The 15,971-nt window shown below is 39.3% G+C and carries 10 protein-coding genes; 3 read left to right on the top strand and 7 right to left on the bottom strand.

Features of this window, described 5'->3' with window-relative positions:
- Nucleotides 1-712: 712 nt before the first annotated feature.
- From MM214_RS13030 to MM214_RS13005, 6 genes are all read right to left on the bottom strand, one after another.
- Nucleotides 713-1,192, bottom strand: a complete 480-nt coding sequence (locus MM214_RS13030; protein ID WP_241296067.1) for a cytochrome C — start codon at nucleotides 1,190-1,192, stop codon at nucleotides 713-715.
- A 1-nt stretch (nucleotide 1,193) separates the two neighbouring features.
- On the bottom strand, nucleotides 1,194-2,387 hold the full coding sequence (locus tag MM214_RS13025) for a sulfite oxidase (RefSeq protein ID WP_241296072.1): 1,194 nt from the start codon (nucleotides 2,385-2,387) through the stop codon (nucleotides 1,194-1,196).
- A 177-nt stretch (nucleotides 2,388-2,564) separates the two neighbouring features.
- Nucleotides 2,565-3,065 carry a hypothetical protein gene (locus MM214_RS13020; protein ID WP_241296066.1) on the bottom strand — a complete coding sequence of 167 codons (501 nt, stop codon included), beginning with the start codon at nucleotides 3,063-3,065 and terminating at the stop codon, nucleotides 2,565-2,567.
- Nucleotides 3,062-4,309: an AAA family ATPase gene (locus tag MM214_RS13015; protein WP_241296065.1), complete on the bottom strand. Its 1,248-nt coding sequence runs from the start codon at nucleotides 4,307-4,309 to the stop codon at nucleotides 3,062-3,064. Before MM214_RS13015 ends, MM214_RS13020 begins: the two co-directional genes overlap by 4 nt.
- A gap of 145 nt (nucleotides 4,310-4,454) precedes the next feature.
- Nucleotides 4,455-5,150: an ABC transporter ATP-binding protein gene (locus MM214_RS13010; protein ID WP_241296064.1), complete on the bottom strand. Its 696-nt coding sequence runs from the start codon at nucleotides 5,148-5,150 to the stop codon at nucleotides 4,455-4,457.
- Nucleotides 5,147-6,634, bottom strand: a complete 1,488-nt coding sequence (locus tag MM214_RS13005; protein ID WP_241296063.1) for a DUF5687 family protein — start codon at nucleotides 6,632-6,634, stop codon at nucleotides 5,147-5,149. Before MM214_RS13005 ends, MM214_RS13010 begins: the two co-directional genes overlap by 4 nt.
- 231 nt (nucleotides 6,635-6,865) lie before the next feature.
- On the opposite strand from MM214_RS13005, the gene MM214_RS13000 reads away from it, so the two are divergent.
- A complete protein-coding gene (locus MM214_RS13000) occupies nucleotides 6,866-8,101 on the top strand; it encodes a hypothetical protein (protein WP_241296062.1) in 1,236 nt (411 codons plus the stop codon).
- A 48-nt stretch (nucleotides 8,102-8,149) separates the two neighbouring features.
- On the opposite strand, the gene MM214_RS12995 is transcribed toward MM214_RS13000, so the two are convergent.
- Nucleotides 8,150-11,098 carry a DNA polymerase III subunit alpha gene (locus tag MM214_RS12995; protein ID WP_241296061.1) on the bottom strand — a complete coding sequence of 983 codons (2,949 nt, stop codon included), beginning with the start codon at nucleotides 11,096-11,098 and terminating at the stop codon, nucleotides 8,150-8,152.
- A gap of 324 nt (nucleotides 11,099-11,422) precedes the next feature.
- Here MM214_RS12995 and MM214_RS12990 point away from each other — a divergent pair, with 324 nt between their 5' ends.
- Both MM214_RS12990 and MM214_RS12985 read left to right on the top strand, forming a co-directional pair.
- The gene (locus MM214_RS12990; protein ID WP_241296060.1) at nucleotides 11,423-12,337 is read left to right on the top strand and encodes a mechanosensitive ion channel family protein; all 915 of its coding nucleotides are present in this window, start codon (nucleotides 11,423-11,425) and stop codon (nucleotides 12,335-12,337) included.
- Between the two features lie 516 nt (nucleotides 12,338-12,853).
- Nucleotides 12,854-15,961: a SusC/RagA family TonB-linked outer membrane protein gene (locus tag MM214_RS12985; RefSeq protein WP_241296059.1), complete on the top strand. Its 3,108-nt coding sequence runs from the start codon at nucleotides 12,854-12,856 to the stop codon at nucleotides 15,959-15,961.
- Nucleotides 15,962-15,971: the final 10 nt, after the last annotated feature.

Below are 15,971 nucleotides of genomic sequence, written 5' to 3'. Positions count from 1 at the left end.
ATCCTAAATTGTACTTTTTCAATCCGAAATTGACTCGTGGATCAAGGGTCAAATACATAAAAAAAGAAAGTAGAGCTTAGTTTAAACCCTACTTTCTAATTCCTGACGAATTTTCCAATAAGCCCTACTTAAAGCCAACTTATTTATTTTGGAATTTCCATCTTATGTAGTCCATGCAGGTATTTCAAAAGCTTCATTTTATATTTGGTCTTCTTCCTATCTAGTATTGTATTAAGTGATGAAATCTACTCAAAAATGCCAGTAATGATTTTTAATGGCGTTTTTGAGTATTTCTATAGACGCCATTATATCTGAATAATTAGCAATAATAAGTTGTTTTGTAAGTTTTAATCAACAAAATTCCATTGGTGAATTTTCTCCTGGAAATAAAATCAAACCTACTCCAAGTTTTCACTCAAATCCCACAACCCAATCATCCCAATGTATCGAACTAGTAAAGCTTAACGATAAATCACTAAAGAAAAATTTGATCTGATACCAAACCCCTGCTCGCAGCAAAATCTATGACCTAAACACTCACTTCTCATCTCTAAATTCACCCTTCCTGTCATCCCTCATCCTTCAACCCTCACCCTTCATCCTTCAACCCTTCATCCTTCAACCCTCACCCTTCACCCTTCATCCTTCACCCTTCATCCTTCACCCTTCACCCTTCATCCTTCAACCCTCACCCTTCACAACAATCAAAAGTCTACAAATCATACCATTCCACCTCTAGCGGAGCTCTTCGTCCTCTGGCTTCGGGTGCAAAATGTTTGGACAGGTAAGTGACAATTTCAGCTTCTGCATCACCCAGTTCCCATAGTCCTTGAGTGGACTGCATCCAGCGGATCACTTGAATCCAACCTTCTTTGGTAAACCTATTTTGAGTGATTAGTTTGGCGGAGTGACAGTTGGTACAATGTGTCAAAACGAGCTGAAGACCTTCTCCTTCTACCAAGCCCACTTCTTCCAAAGCTTCAGGAGTCCATTCGACTTCTTCATTGGGCTCGTTCTCTTGTTGATTACTAGTGCTATTCTTAGATGAGTGGTTTTCCTTCAACGCAAGAAGCCATTCGGGGTGCTGTTGTATCAGCATGGTGCCTACTATCATGCTGAGAACAAGTAGTACTGCAAGACTACCTAAAATGAAGATAAACCTTAGCGATTTTCTTAAATCCTGCTCTTCCATATCAAGTCACTTTCACAGCTATTCGGTGGCAAGCATTGTTTAAGTATCCTTTTGGATTCCAGCCGGGAACGATCATTGGTTGGCTTTTTCCTTGATCATCGGTAGCCATGGCCCATACCTCATAATATCCTTTTTTGGGAAATTTGATCTGAGCTTCAAAATGCTGCCATGCATAGCGATTGACAGGTTTTTCAAGAGTAGCAGAAGTCCATGTGCTTCCAAAGTCTATGGAATAAGCCACCTTGGAGACCTCTTGCTCTCCAGCCCAAGCGTGACCTCTGATCTTCAAGGCTGCGCTCAAAGGGAAAGTTGCACCAGACTTAGGGAAGGTAATGATCGACCTGACAGGCATGGAGGTGATGATTTGCATATTTTCTGCTCTGATTGCTTCTCCTGGTTCCATAGGTTCTAGGGGAACTTGATATGAAGGAGTCTCCATTTTTGCCCCATCATGTACTTTGTTTCTGACAGCGATGGTTTTGAGCCATTTGCCAGAAACGGAAGCCGGATATCCTCCCACTACCAGTCGCAAGGGATAGCCATTGGCCAAGGGGATGTCTTTTCCATTCATTTGAAAAGCCAAAAGTGTCTCCTCTTCCATGGCTTTGGCTATCGGCACACCTCTAGAGATCGATTCCTTCTTGGGGTCACCGCTCAAGTGCTCATCCGTCCCATAATATCCGATATAGACAGCATCAGCTTTGACACCCACATCTTGAAGCACATCTTTCAGTCTGACCCCTGTCCAATTAGCACAAGAAACAGCTCCTTGCCCCCATTGATTGCCTTCGGTAGGTGGGTAGAACTCACCTCTACCATTTCCTCCGCATTCTAGTGTGACTTGGTATGTGTGCTGTTTGAACTTGCTTTTCAGTTCTGATAAGCTATAACTTTTTTCCGATTTAACAGACTCACCTTGGATGGTTAGCTTCCAAGAGCTAGGGTCAGGTCTTTTGGGGAGCTGCCCATTGTTTCTGACGAACATCTTTTCAGCTGGAGTTACTTTATCATCGAGAAGGTGTATAGGGGTCTCTACATTCCAAGGTCTGTCGTTAAGCACTTTGAGTGCTGGGTCTTTACCAAGACTTTTCAAGTCTTCCTGTTCATTGATCCCTATGGGAATATAGTCTTTAAGCATCTGCTTGGCAAAGACGATTTCAGCGCCAAGGATTGAGGCCATAGTCGCCAAAGACATCTTTTTTATGAATTTTCTTCTCTGATTTTTCACCTCAGTTGTATTTGAATACTGAAAATTAAAACTTCATGAAGCGATATCCAATAAATTACTGCTTAAGATATGGTAATGTGAAGATTTTTTTTTGGAATGGATTCTGTATTTGAGTATAAAAAGAAACTTTTAAAATGTGTTACTTTATTTGATAACTATTTCAGCCTGTATATCTATTCTAAACCCTCCTGTCCGCTTAAAAAAGGATTTTCTTTCTGCTACATCAATAACTGTGAAATTTGGATGTTTTCTATTACATGCAAAAGCTTTTTTAAATCTATAATTGGAAAGATCATGATTTTCTGAAATTAATTTTATAGTATTTTCTAATTGGCTTTTTGCTTTGGGTATCCAATTTTTTTCTTGAATTTTCAGTTCAACTAAGAAAAGACTATCATTAAATGTCAGCATGCCATCACAAGAACTTTCTTGTTCTTCTGTATCTTCATTGAAAACAATAATACAATTATCGATTGCAGTAAAGGTGATATCAATTTCTTTGATATTCGTGACTTTGGCAATCCATTTGGTATTGTCAGTATTATCTGTGTAGGCTTTACTTGTGTTTTGGTCATCACATATTCCAAACAGCTTTTCTCTTCTTGATTCTTCTATACAGATTGTATTAAAAAAGTTCACACTCATAGTTCTTGTTCAATTTCAAGCAAAGAATCAAAAAGCAAATTGCTTTCGGATAATGTCTCATTAAGGTAGTTTTTGTCGGAAGGTATTCCATCAACGGTTTCCAATTTTTTAATGCTTCCATCTTTTTCATCCAACTGATAAACGACAATATCATTTGCTGAAATCAATGATTCTTTAGGGATTAAGCGATAAAGTTTTGGAAGTAAAGTCTTTTTATTTACTGATTTTTTTAATTCTTTTTCTAAGAATTCTCCCTGAATTGCAATACTTAAATAATTGATTATATATGGACTATGAGTTGTCATGATAAGCTTATTGCCTTTATTCATAGAAGTGCATTTCAATAAGCTTTGTAACATCTGCCATTGGGAAGTGGGGAAGAGGTTTTGCTCTGGCTCTTCCACAATATTTATGAAAGCAGTCTTATTAAATTTAGATGAAAGGACAGATAATGCTACCCTTTTTTGCTCATCTGTTAAACTATTGTTTTTCCAAATATCTTCAACCCCTTTTTTAAAGCGTTGCAGTTCTTCACTGCTCATGGTCTCTTTACTTGTTTCACTTTGCTTTTTCACAGAATTTGCTAAATAATTTGAAACTAAATATAAAGGAACCAATGATTGGAATCCACTTGAGGCTTCTGTAAGTTTTACTTTATAGCCTTCTCCCTTTACGTTTAATGTGTCATTTAGCCTATCGTATTCGATACCAACATTGTTTATGGGTAGATTTTCAAACCCTTTAATCTCATTTTTCGCATTGTCAAATTCAGTCAAAAATTCTTTTAATGATTCTGATGAAAGCTTTAATTCCTTTGGCGTTTTAACATACGTTATGAAGTTTCTTTCTGCTGGGACATACATAATTTGAGGAAGAGGGTATTCTTTGTTTTGAACTTCATTAATATTTAGAATACCATTTTCATAAATAATGGAAAATGCATCTCCTTCATATTCTATTACCGTTTTTTCAGAATCGTTACTTTTGAAATAATTTTCAAGACGGTGATAGTTTAGGTATTGGTTTTTGAGCTTGTTTTTTCTTTCAAACCATTTTTTATTGTAATCACCCCTCACAAGGGACTTTTCTATCCACGTAAAAGTGGAAATCAATTTAGCAACCGTGCTTTTTCCAGAACCTTGATTTCCGATAAAGCATGTAACTTTTTTAATATCAATCCAACCTTCATTGCTACTACAGCCATTCTTTATAGGTCCAAAATTCTTTATTTTTATTCTGCTCATTTTTTGAATGTAAGTCAGACAAATTTACATATAAGTAAACATTTACAGTAATAATTAACTATGAATGTTACTTTGTACGGTTTGAACTTTTTAGTTTTGATGATTTATATATTTGTTTTTTATTTTTCCTCCCAAAATTTTACTATCAAGTCCCAAAATACCTATTCAACTCCTCTACCATGGAGCCTTTGTCAACTAGGTCTTTGATCACTTTACCTTTTTCTAATAGCACAATCCTATCACACAGGTCAGTCACATGGTTGAGATCATGGCTAGAGATCAAAAAGGTGACTTGCGAGAGGGCTTTTTCTTGGAGGATGAGTTTTTTCAGGCGTACTTGTGAGCTTGGATCAAGGTTTTCAAATGGTTCGTCTAGCATCACCACTTCAGGGTTTCCCAGCATAGCCGCAGCAATACCGACTTTCTTTGTATTACCTTTTGAAAGGTCGCGCAAGTATTTTTTCTTGCCTCTGATTTCGTCGTTGAAAAGTTCCTCGAACTTGCTCAGGTGATGCTCGAGATCCTCCTCGGAGAGGTTGTAGATTTTTCTCAAAGTTTCGAAGTATTCATCAGCTGTGAGGTATGAAAGTAGCATGTGCTCATCAAGGTAAGCGCCTACTTTATATTTCCAGGCTTCAGACTTGCTGACATCTTCTCCTTCTAGCGAAACCTGCCCTTCTGTCGCTCTTACCAAGTCCAAGATAATCCTAAATAAGGTAGTCTTGCCTGCACCATTATTGCCCACAAGGCCAAAACACTCTGCTTTTGGAATTTCAAGAGTTGGTATGTCTAGGACTACAGCATCTTTGTATTGTTTTTTGAGGTTGTGTATAGTGATCATAGTTCTTGTCTGAATGCGGATGAAATTTGATATCTATTTTCTAAGATTTTTTTGATCGGTAAGGAAGTCAGGTAGCGTGAGGCTACGATTCCAGCCAGTCCTGTTACCGCCAAAGCGACTAGCCCTGCGTACTGACTGATCAATAGTGCAAATGGCAGGTATACAGCATAAGGTCCAAGGAAAATCGGTAGCATCATCAGAAATTGAGCAATGCCCACGCCTTCATAGTTAAACATGGCTCCCTTGTTCAAGTCCATCGGCTTGGGCTTCCAAAGGGATAGGTAAACCACAAGGTGTATCACCACGCCCATATTGAACAAAAATGTAGCAATATGAATGAGTAGAATGTCAAGCCCAAAATACACATATGGTACAGATGCCAAGAAACTCAAAACTGATATAGCCACAAAGAGTAAGTACTTCCCTTTGACCAATGCTTCTACACCATTTCTTTTGATTAAGAAAAAATCAAAATTGGCAGAGTTCCAGCTCAAAAAGAGTTGGCCATACTGAAGCATAAAGATACTTGTGATAAATACTCCTACGAAAATAAACATATGGCTGAAACCATCTTCTGTTTGATAAATAGGGTTGGTATAGAAAATCAATCCATAGAGCAAAAAGAAGCCTGCAAGCATCAGGTAAGTCCTGCTTTTTTTGTGCCTGATGATTAGCTTCCACTCTAAATTGGCAAATTCACCCGCCAAGCCAAATCGATCGAAAACGCCAAAGCCTGCATTAGCAAACTTCACTTCCTCTTCTTCGGCTAAGTCTTCAAGATATGCGTGTTGGTAATAAAAACTAAAAGCAACACGGTATAATGCCAAACAAACTATTGCCATAACTGCAACAGGAATGAAAGAAATCAAAGACCAATCAAATATTGGCTTCATCAATTCCCCGACATTAAACCATCCATAGTAAGAAGAGCCAATGCCTAATAATAAAACAGCAAATATCACTACCAGGCCTGTAATACTGTCTTCAAATTTCTGCTTGAACCAAAGCATCAACCAATGTAGTGACCAGCTGGTAAATAAGATAGTCAATATCCACGACCAGCCCGCAGCTTCTCCAAAGCGAGGCATCACTTCTGTAAATGCAAAAGGCGTAAATATCAACAAGGCTATCACCGATAATGGCGATACGAATGACCTAGCCAATAGGAAGTTGATGATCTTACTTTTCTTTATTGGCAGATGAAGGAAGCGCTCGAGCTCGATCACGGGTAGCTTTTGTGTGAAATACCTGTACATAAACTCAAACAGGAAAAAATAAATCAAATGTGCACTTACGGCTTCATAGGCATCGGGAAAATTGAATCCTTTTTCCAATACATCCTTGAGAAAAATCCCAAGCATCAACAGGTAGGAAAGCAACAATATGGCTAAAAAACCTAAAAAAATTGCCACCAAAACTGATTTGGCAAAGGCTGTAGAGCGCATAGTCTTTAGCAATTCAAGTTTAATTAATTGTATCATCATAGGCTTTCTGTTCAGATTTGTGACAGTTTTTGATTTTTGCCCTTCAATATAGCGCAGATTTTCTGGTTTTCAAGTAAAATCAGCGTTGGAGTAGTCAAAATTAGAACGGGTTTAAGGTGGTGCTTTTGAGGAAAAACATTTTTATCAATAAGTGCTAAAAACTCAATCCTTCATTTATATTTGCTCGGTTTTTGTATTGACTGTTAAAACTTTAACACCCAAATGTATTTCATGAAAAAAGCATTACTTCTAGTAGTTCTGGTGAATATGATCATAGGGATTTCTTCTGCACAAAATGCGGCTGATTCTCTGAGAATTCGACAGCTTGAAAAGGAAATCGAAGTGCTCAAAAACTTCAACGAGAGCTTGTCTGACAACCTTGATATCACTAAAAAAGCGCTGAATAACTTAATCAACGATAAAAATATCACCGATGAGACGCGGTGGATATCGCTCAAGTCCAGTATCATACATTCTACGCAGATTTATAAAAAGCTCAGTGATGATATCATCAATCTTAAATCAAGGATGACTGACCAAGATTATCAGGGGTTTATCAATTCACTTGGGAGCATCGAAGGTGGTCCATTGGGTTTTTCCCTTGAGGAGGTGATCATGGAATCTGCCAAGAAAATCGGGATCTTCGAGACAAAGACGAAAATGGATCGTTTCTTAGAAATCACAAACAGTATCGTGTCAAGTCCATTGACTTCAGGGGTGCCATTTGTATCCCAAGCTTTCTTTGCTTCCAACTCTCTCATTAATGTAGCTTACAGCTCTATGCTGGGTGAAAAAAAGCCAGATTTCCAGAAACTAGGAAAATTTGAGGGAGAGCTTAACAAATACTTGGTCTATTTCTCTGCACTTGACAAAGCCAATGCAATCAACCAATCGTCCAATAGCGACAGGGTGGTACTTTTGGAAAACCTTCAGCTAGAGTTGCTGGCTAAGCTCAAAAGAGATTCGGCCAAGCTAGGGTTCAGCATGCCCGATCGTGCTAGTAATGAGACTTTGGACATCTATTTCAATAGGGTGTTGGGTAGGTTTTCGAATGAATATGTCACGCAATATCTAGCGCAGATCGAGTCCAAGTATCGCAGTGGAGGACAGGTCAACTATGCATCATTGATACAAAATGAATCAGAGCTAAAGAACTACAGCAATCAAGTCAATGGTACAGTAGAGCTTGCAAAGAAGTTTATCCTATACTATGATAATTTCTTTGAGCTTGCTGACAACTATCACATCAAAGTGCTAGAAGCTCTAGAACTTGCTCATCAGAACAATATCATCCAACCTAAGAAAGGTAATAATGTTGCGCCAGAGACTCCACTACAGGTCTATGAGAAAATTACTAATAATCTCAAAGACAAGAAAATGACCCGAGACAACGGCATCAAAGCCAGTATAAACATAGCGGATCTAAGACAAAAGATCGAAAAGGTGGATGAGTTCAGGTTCTTGTAATTGAATAGCTCAGCTGAACTTTGATCCAAACACCATGAAATATTAGGCTTAGTCTGCGGCGTTCCAATAGGGCATTCGTTCACAGCTGGAGACCTCTATGCTGTAAAAGTCAAACTCTTGAGTGACCCGACCTTTGATCAAATAAATGCCTCGGCCTTTGAAGGGGTGTTTTTTGACCACAGGAGGGAAGTGGACGGTGTCTATCCAGTCACCCTCACGATCGATGAAGGTACCAAAATTCATGACATCCCCTTTTATGGTGCGGGTGTATTTGATCGTGACCAAGTAGCCGATGATTTGTACTTGCTTGCCCAAGTATTGCTTCAGGTCTTTGCCCTTGATGCTCGTAGTGTTTTGATCCTTGATCAAGTGGAAAGGAGAATCTAGAGGGAATTCTAAAATGTCAATCTGATCCACAATCTCTTGTCGCAAATCAGCTTGCTCCAGTTCGGGTACTTGTAGCTCTCGGAATCCAGATTGGCCAAAGAGTTCATTGCTTGCGACTACTTGCTTGCGCTTGTTCAGAATAAAGTGTGCCTCCCAAAGGAGTTCTTGCTTACTTTTTCCCGTAAACCGAAAGCATCCTATACGGATCAAGATCAATACTTGCTCTAAGCTAATAGCTACTCGGGCGATAAAGTCTGATAGTCCCATGTATGGTCCAGTGGCTAGCCTCTCTTTGAGAATTTTTTCTACACTGGCTTTTTCCAGATACTTCATGTGAATGAATCCCAAGTATACAGTTTTTCCACTAATATTGGTTAGATAGTCGCTATTGTTGATGTGTGGTGCTTGGATGTCTGCGCCGTTCATGCGAAGTTCATGGAAGTAAAATTCGGTATGGTAAAATCCGCCGAAATTATTGATCACACCAACCATGAACTCTAGTGGGAAATAGGCTTTTAAGTATAGACTTTGATAGCTTTCCACAGCAAAGGATGCCGAATGTCCCTTGGCAAAGGAGTAGCCTGCAAAGCTTTCTATCTGATGCCATACTTCATGGGTGATTTTCGGGTCTCTACCTAGTTTTTCACAGTTTGAAAAAAACTGATCTTTCACCCGCTGAAACTCATCCTTGGATCTCGACTTTCCACTCATGCCTCGGCGCAAAATATCAGCTTCAGAAAGGCTAAGCTCGGCAAAGTAATGTGCTACTTTGATCACGTCCTCTTGGTAGACCATGATGCCATAGGTCTCGGGCATGATGTCGAGCATGACGGGGTGTGCCTGCTTGCGTCGCTCAGGATCCACGTGCCGTAAGATATACTCTCGCATCATGCCTGAGCGTGCCACCCCTGGTCTTATGATCGAGCTAGCGGCGACCAGTTCAAGGTATTCATCAGCTTTCATTTTGGACAGTAGCATGCGCATGGCGGGAGATTCCACGTAGAAGGCACCTATGGTGTGTCCAGTTTTCAGCAGCTCTTTGATTTTTGGATCTTTTTTGAATTTCTCGACCTCTCGAATATCTACAGCCACACCTTGATTTTGATGGATGATTTCTAGGCTACTTTTGATGTGTCCTAGGCCTCGCTGGGATAGGATGTCAAACTTGTGTAAGCCGATATCTTCAGCCGTATGCATGTCAATATGTGCTAGAGGGAATCCCTTGGGGGGCATTTCTGTGGCTGTGTAGTAGTGTATAGGTTTGTGAGAGATCAGCACACCGCAAGCATGTATGGTCAAGTGTGAGGGTATGCCGTGCAAGACTTGGCTGTACTTGAGGATCAGTTTGCCGTATTGGTCGGGTATATAGTCTACTTTTCCTGCATGAAAGATCAGGGACTCGATTTCCGTCTTAGGAAGACCAAAAACTTTTCCAAGTTCACGAAGCATAGAGTTTGCCTGGAAGGTACTATATGAGCCTAAGAGTGCGACATGCTCTTGATCTGCTTTGTTGTATTTGGCAAAAATGTATTTGACCACCTCATCTCGATCTGTCCAGCTGAAGTCAATGTCAAAGTCAGGTGGGTTCTCTCGGTACAGGTTGATGAATCGCTCAAAGTACAGATCAAGTTCGATGGGGTCTACATCTGTTATTCCTAGACAGTAAGCCACGATGCTGTTTGCTCCACTGCCTCTTCCGACGTGGTAGTAGTTCCTTTGTCTGGCAAAGTTGACAATGTCGTAGTTGATTAGGAAATAAGAGACAAAACCCTTTTGTTGAATCAATTCTAGTTCTTTTTCAAGTCTTTTGCTGATGTCCATGTCTAAGTTTGGATATCGATTTATCGCCCCTTTGAAAGCTTCTTGGCGTAGAAAGTCAAAGTCTTCCCAGTCTGAGCCGAGGATGTCGCGCTTGTTTTTGACAGCTTGGAAATAAAAGGAGAATTGGCAGGCTTCGAGTAGGCGCTGTGCATTGTATAGCAAGTAGCTATGTCCCTCACAGCGCGATACCATGTCTGCATAGGAGTATAGTGTATCACAGATATTGCCTTGCTCATCAGGATCTAGTTTACTGAGTAAGGTGTTCTTGTCTATTGCACGCAGTAGTCTGTGTGCATTGAATGCTATCTTGGAAGTGAAGCTCGCAGGTTGTAGTAGTACGAGTTTGTCTTTATAGCGGTACCAAGGGGATTTGGTGAGGCGATTGAGTTGATAGGGGTGGATTCCGATGAACTCATTTTCTCGAAGAGGGAATACCTTTTCTCGAAAGGGATAGATGACGAAGCTGTGGAGGAAAGCTGGAGCTTGCTCATCAAATGGTACTCCTTTGACGCGCCCGCCAGAAAGATGACGATTGAGCTCATAGAAACCTTCTTGGTTTTTGGCTAGACCAATATATTGTTGCTTGACACCATTCCGGAAATCTATGCCAATGACTGGATGTATACCTGCTTGCTGCGCTTCTCGGATGAAGGGGAAGGCACCTGCCACAGTGTTGATGTCAGTCAAGGCGAGCGCATCGAGCTTTTTGCTCTTTGCTTCAGCTATCAAATCACCTATGGAAAGTGTGCCGTATTTGAAGCTGTAGTGTGAATGGCAATTGATAAGCATGGTTTATATTTCTAAATTGTAAGGTAATTGGCTTTTGTGTGCTACGAATTGATATTTGCGTCTTCTTAAGCGATTTCTTCTATACCTTGGGGAGTGTCCTTGGTTGAAATCTAGCCATTTACTCATTCTAAGTGGTATTGTCGCTTAGGATTAGAGCAAATTCATCGATGAATGTCTATTTAATTGACATTTTAATGTTTATAATTTAATCATTAAATATAGAATCTTGCAAGGCTTTGAAGAGAATTGTCGAGAAAAGTTTTTGGACTGAGGATAAAATGAATAAAATTGTACTCTGAATATTTTTAAACAATTAGAATACCTATGGATCAATGGATTGATTATCTAGATACTATCGTGGAGCAGGAGCTGCGGTGGAATATATACAAGACAATATTGATCATAGTTGGTCTATGGCTGATCAAGAAGCTTGCATTCAAGATCATAGGTGTGAAGAGAGAAGAGACTGAACTCAAGAAGTTTTACCATTGGAGAAAAACCATTCAATACATTATTGTCTTTATTGGATTTTTACTCATTGGGAATATTTGGATCAATAATTTTCAGTCGATTACGACATTTTTGGGTTTGCTGTCAGCTGGTATTGCGATTGCGTTGAAGGACATATTTGTCAATGTGGCTGGCTGGATGTTTATCTTGTGGAGACGTCCCTTTGATATAGGGGATAGGATTCAGGTGGGGGATTTCAAAGGTGACGTGGTAGATACTCGGGTTTTTCAGTTTAGCATCTTGGAAGTTGGCAATTGGGTGGATGCAGAGCAGAGTACAGGAAGGATCATTCATGTTCCCAATGGAATGGTCTTTTCAATGCCTCAAGCCAACTACAGTCAGGGGTTTGATTATATATGGAATGAGCAGCGGATCAACATCAGCTTGAATTCAGACTACAAGCGTGCTAAGCAATTGCTCAACGAGATGCTTGATGAGATATTCAAGAAAGAATACAAGGGGATACAGGCTGCATTAAGAAAAGCGCAACAAGACCATTTTATATCATTTGCACAATATACACCTACGATATATGCAAAGATCCATGAGCGAGGTATTCAGCTTTCTCTAAGGTATCTTTGCAATCCTCGCAAAAGAAGGTTCTATGAGCATATGATCACTGAGTTGATCATTGAGAAGTTCAAGGCTGAGCCAAATGTGAAGATTGTCTACCCTACTACTTCAGTGATTCTGGAGAATGGGAACAATATGGGTACTCAGAATCCATGAGAGGATTCTTTATCGTGGAAGGGAAGTTTTTGAAGCTATAGAAATTCAATTTTTCAAAATGATACTCCTGTAGTTGTTTGTTGCGAACATAGGGGCTTGAGCGTTTTTATAATGTAAAAGTTAAATTTTTAATACGTTTATGACAGTAATTATTCATTTTTCTAAAAAAATAAATAATTTTTTTTCTCTTTTATTTTATTCTGTTTGTTTTAAGTAATCGCATAGTTTATTTGGGTATCAGATGTGGTATTGAATTATATCGTAAGAAAACTTTTTTAACAAAATCCTTCTATTAATCAAATAATATTAATTTTTTATTAATTAAATGTTTTTTTATTTTATAAAATCTATTAATTATTTGATTTTGTTATGAATTAGGATATTTTGTGATGTTTATTGAATTTAGAATAAATAATATGATTTATAGTATTATTTGGTTTATTATAGAATGATGTTTTATAACAAAAATTATGAATATTTGTATTTCTTAATTATTGTTAAACCAAATAATATAACATGAAGAGAGTTTTATTGTCTATTCTGTTTCTTGTCATTGCTTCAAGCAGTGTGTGGGCGCAGGGTAAAACAGTAACAGGTCGGGTGACCTCTGCTGAGGAGCCGGAAGGGATTCCGGGCGTGAATATTGTAATAAAGGGTAGTAGTTCAGGTGCTACTACGGATTTGGATGGAAGGTACTCTATAGAGGTGCCATCAAATGATGCAGTTCTTGTGTTTAGCTTTATTGGATACAAGACTACTGAACAAAGGGTAGGAAATAGATCTGAGATCAATCTTAATTTTGCGTCTGACCTATCAGATTTGAGTGAGGTTATTGTCACAGCGCAAGGAATTGAGCGAGATGAGAGGTCTTTAGGATATGCTGTACAGTCTATCAAAGGTGATATGGTGTCTCAAAAATCCGAACCAAACTTGTTGAATTCCCTACAAGGAAAACTTACTGGTGTCAACATAGTAGGTTCATCTGGTGCTCCAGGTGCCTCCACAAATATCAATATTAGAGGTATTACCTCATTTACAGGGTCAAATCAGCCACTTATTGTAGTTGATGGAATCATTTTTAGTAATGATACGGATAATACTCAAAATACACTTTTTGGTTCTCAGCCTTCCAACAGGCTGAATGATATTGCTCCTGAGACCATTGAGTCTGTGAACGTGCTGAAAGGTCCAGCAGCTGCCGTGCTTTACGGTTCCAGAGCTTCTGCGGGAGCAATCATCATCACTACCAAAAGTGGTGCAGGGCTAGAGAACAAAACAGAGGTAACTGTAAACTCCTCTGTAAACTTCCAAAATGTGTATGGTCTACCAAAATTTCAAAACCAGTATGGTCAAGGTACACAGAATGATTTTAATAATACTTCGACAGGTTCTTGGGGGCCAGCTTTTGGCACACCAGGGTTTGAAACTGTAGAAACTAGCTTTGGTACCACTGTGCCCTATCAAGCTTTCCCTAACAATATCAGGGACTTTTATCAGCAGGGTAAAATCATTCAGAACGGTGTAAGCGTCGCTTCTGGAGATAGAGATGATAACTTCATCGTTTCCATGAATACCACCATGCAAGAAGGTATTATTCCAAACTCTTCTTTTGATAGATACAGTGTTCAAGTTGGGGGAAATAAAAAGCTGAACAATGGTGTCAAAGTGAGTGGGAACGTAACTTATGTTAGATCTGAATCACAAAATACCATAGTGGGTAATGGGGGTTCTGCTTTTGGACAGATTACTAGAATTCCAAGATCATATGATTTGGTAGGACAGCCATTCCAAGATGAATTTGGGAATAGCTTGTATTATAATCCTACTCAAAACCATCCACTTTGGAGTTTGGAAAACGAATTCTTAAGAAGTAAGGTAGATAGGGTATTTGGTAATTTCAAAGTAGGATACGATATATCTGACTGGTTGAATGTTTCCTATAGGGTAACAGCAGATACTTATGTAGATAGGAGAAAAGATGTGGCTAGAATTGGTTCGGCTCGTACTCCTGCAGGTAGTATCGGGGAAGACATGTTGTTCAGATCAGAGCTGAATGGTGACTTGATGATCACTGCTTCTAAGTCAAATATCCTTACGGAAGGTTTGGATGCGACCTTATTGTTGGGTCAAAATATCAATCAGAGAAACTTCCAAAGCTTAGGTGTATTTGGGACGGATTTGAATGTGCCTTTTTTCGACAATGTGAGCAATGCGTCTGTCTTTACAGGTTCTGGAGAATTTTCCAATGTAAGAAGATTACTTGGTCATTATGCACAATTGGCATTGGCATACAACAATTATTTGTTCCTAGAGCTTTCTGGAAGAGTGGATCAATCGTCTACTTTACCAGCAAATAATAATGCATACTTCTATCCTTCTGTTGCGGCAAGTTTTGTCTTGACGGATGCATTGAACATAGAGTCTAACTTTCTATCTTATGCAAAGTTGAGAGCAAGTGCAGCTACTGTTGGTCGAGATGCGGATCCTTATTTGCTCAATACTTTTTTTAGCACCGCTTCCTATGGTAATAATGTGGCTTCTATAACTTTTCCAATAGGTGTTGGAGGAAACAATATCCCAGGTTTTGCTGTAGGAACCAGGCTTGGTTCTGATCAATTGACTCCTGAGTTTGTTACTAGTTATGAAGTAGGTGGTAACTTTGGACTTTTTAACAACAGATTGTCAGTAGATCTAGCATATTTCTATACTCAGTCTACCAATCAGATTTTTGATGTAGCGGTATCAAATTCTTCAGGATTTGACACCCAAACGACCAATGTCGGAGAGATGGTCAATCAAGGTATTGAATTAGAACTAAACGGGACAATACTCCAAGCAGGTCAATTCACTTGGGACATGGGCTTGAATTTTACCCGAATCAGAAATGAAGTCAAATACATAGCTCCAGGTGTGGATCAATCTAATATCCCAGGGAATGGTTTCGTTGGTCTGACGCCTTCGATTGTAAGAGGTCAACCATATGGCGTATTAGTCGGAAATGCCATGCAAAGAAATGATGCAGGCGAATTGTTGATCAATCCTTTGACAGGAGGATATTTGCCAACTATTGCAGGTCAAGTGATTGCCAACCCTCAGCCAGATTGGGTAGCAGGTCTTATGAATACTTTTTACTTCAAAGATTTCACGCTAGGTGTTTTGGTGGATACCAGACAGGGCGGAGATGTTTACTCGTTTGGTATGGTAGATCAAAGAAATGGTGGTGCTTTAGAAATGACAGGCATAGACAGAGAGTTGCCTAGGGTACTACCAGGTGTGATTGATATGGGTGATGGAGAATATATGCCAAATAATATTCAAGTTCCAGCACAGACTTATTGGTCTGGACTAGGTGGATTGATTTCTGAAAGTGGTGTATATGATGCTACTGTTTGGAGATTGAGAGAAGTAAGTTTGACTTATTCTTTGCCTAGAAGATACTTGGAGAGAACTCCTTTTGGGGAGGCTAGTATTGGATTTAGTGGAAGGAACCTGTGGTTCTTTGCTCCAGGATTCCCTGGTGACCCAGAGACCAATACACAAGGTGCTGGTAACATTCAAGGACTTGACTTGAACGGTATGCCAAACACGAGAAACTATGGTGTCAACATTAGATTTACACTTTAATTTAGGAGAC

Origin of the sequence: Belliella kenyensis (assembly GCF_022549675.1) — a bacterium.
In the GTDB taxonomy this organism is placed as follows: domain Bacteria; phylum Bacteroidota; class Bacteroidia; order Cytophagales; family Cyclobacteriaceae; genus Belliella; species Belliella kenyensis.
Note: the sequence above shows the minus strand (reverse complement) of the source record. Positions and strands in the feature narration are given on the sequence as shown.